Consider the following 2,304-nt stretch of genomic DNA (forward strand, 5'->3'; position numbering starts at 1 on the left):
ATTCACTAATTTTTGTATGTATTTATCTTTTATTTCGTAACAAGGTATATTTAATTTTTCTAAACCACTTTTTTTTAGTAAAAACATACCTAATTTTTTATGTAATACTCCATTTAAAAAGTCTGTTGCTTCTAAAAAATATAAGTTATCTCTCCTATTTAATAAGTATTTATATAAATCATCTTTATTTTTATTAGGCATAAAATCTATTACAAAATCTATATCAAAACCATATAAAGCAGTTAAATATGATAAATTAAGCACACTAGGTCCTGATATACCATATGGTGTAAATAATAATTCTTCAAAATCACTTCTTAATAACTCTCCGTTATTATATACTTTTAAATCAACGTCTTGTCTTATTCCCTCTAAACCTTTTACATATTCTTTATCTGTTTTTAATTGTGTTATAACAGGGCTTAATTTTGTTATTTTATGTCCAAAAGATTTTGCGATTTCATAACCACTACCATCACTTCCAAGTTGTTTATATGAATAACCACCTGTTGCTATTACTAACTTTTTACCCATATATTCATTAACATAAAATATATCATTTTTTTTATAAGCCTTTTCTATATTAGTATTTAAAATTAAGTTTACTCCTAAATACTCTAATTTATTTCTTAATATATCTACTATTGATGCTGCTTGCATTGAATTAGGGTACATTTTACCTCTTTTTTCTTCTTTGGCTAAAATACCTAAATTTTCAAAATAGTTTATTATATATTCAGGTGTATATTTTTCTAAAATATTTTTTATTAATTCCTTATTATTTCCATAATAGTTTTTATAACTTGCATACCTATTTGTGAAGTTACACCTACCATTACCAGTAATTAAAACTTTTTTTAATATTCTATCTTTATGTTCTATCAAAAGAACCTTTTTACCTTTTTTTAATGCTTCAATACTACATAATACCCCTGAAGCCCCTGCACCTATTATAATATAATCAAAAACCATTTTTCTTACCTTCTTCGATCGCTTGTCTATATTTATCTTTATCTGCTGCAAATATACAACCACAATAACATTGTCTATAAACATCAAACTTTTGACATAACTCTATGGATCTTTTATAACCATTATTCTTTTTAAAATCTGATGGCAAATATTTAGTTGAATAAATATTTTGTATATTAAATCCTATTTTATTTATCAATTGGCTATTTTTCATAGGACTTAATGTTAATGCACTTCCAAAATAGTCATAATTTAATTCTACTGCCTTTTTTGCAACTATATCTAATCTATATGCAAAACAAGCTTCGCATCTTATACCACCTTCTGGTTCTTTTTCTAATCCCCTTACAACTTTAAAAAATTCTAATGGTTTATATTCTTCTTCTATATACAAGACATTATTATTTGTTTCTTTATTAAAATTTTCTATAAACTTTTTCTGCTCATAACTTCTTTTTCTATATTCTGCTTCAGGGTGTATATTAGAATTAGCAAATAATATAGTAATATCAGCATATTCACACATAAATTCCAAAGTATATGTACTACACGGTGCACAACAACTATGTAAAATAACTTTGGGTCTTGTTTCATGTTTTTTCCAAATTTCTATGACTTCTAATAGTAGTTTGTGATAGTTTATTTTTTCATTTGGTCTCATCATTTTTACTAAGTCATTTGCATCAAACATTTTACCTCCCTTTTAAAAAAAGTAAAGATCAACTTTACTTTTACTCGTACTATATATTCTGATTATAATATATCTTTTATTAATTTTTCGTTATTAGGATATATTAAATTTTCAAATTTCATATATTCTTCTGTTTTCTCATTATTTATAAAAATAGCTATATCTTTTTCTCCTTGTTTTTCAAATTCTTTTATAAAATCTTCAAGAATTAATAAATCAGGATTTTTATTTATTTGTATTACTAAATTGTTTTCATTTTTAACACTACATATTATATAACCTAATTCTTCTAAAATATCTATTGCTATTCTTACTATATAGTTTTTAATATTAATTTCTTTTGCCAACTTTTCTAATGTATAATTTTCTTCATTATTCATAAATCTTTTGATTATTTTATATAGTACATATACTGAAATAGTTTTTTTATAACTCACTGACAAATTATCTTCTTTTAAATCATAATTTGTATCTAGTGAATAGGTTATTTGTGCTCCCGCTAGAACTATTATCCAAAAATATTTAATCCATAATAGGAATAAAGGCACAAATGCCAAACTTCCATATATTGCATTATAATATGAAATCGAACCTTGAACTATACTATAAAATGTACTCAATATAATTAAAAGAATAATTAC

Annotated in this window: 3 protein-coding genes; all 3 read right to left on the reverse strand. The window is 23.6% G+C overall.

The genetic code is table 11. The features are described from left to right. Window positions 1-972 (reverse strand): aminoacetone oxidase family FAD-binding enzyme (locus AWT72_RS08430; protein WP_067143575.1); only part of this gene is annotated, 972 nt, incomplete at its 3' end. Next, window positions 962-1,663 (reverse strand): epoxyqueuosine reductase QueH, encoded by a 702-nt coding sequence (locus tag AWT72_RS08435; protein ID WP_067143578.1) that lies wholly within the window; start codon window positions 1,661-1,663, stop codon window positions 962-964. The genes AWT72_RS08435 and AWT72_RS08430, both read right to left, overlap by 11 nt. A 62-nt stretch (window positions 1,664-1,725) precedes the next feature. After that, window positions 1,726-2,304 (reverse strand): YhjD/YihY/BrkB family envelope integrity protein (locus AWT72_RS08440; protein WP_156413130.1); only part of this gene is annotated, 579 nt, incomplete at its 5' end.

The organism is Oceanivirga salmonicida (assembly GCF_001517915.1).
Classification (GTDB): domain Bacteria; phylum Fusobacteriota; class Fusobacteriia; order Fusobacteriales; family Leptotrichiaceae; genus Oceanivirga; species Oceanivirga salmonicida.

Excerpts from the sequence above, each read along its gene's own strand:
- AWT72_RS08435 (WP_067143578.1), bottom strand. The coding sequence starts at position 1,663 with ATGTTTGATGCAAATGACTTAGTAAAAATGATGAGACCAAATGAAAAA.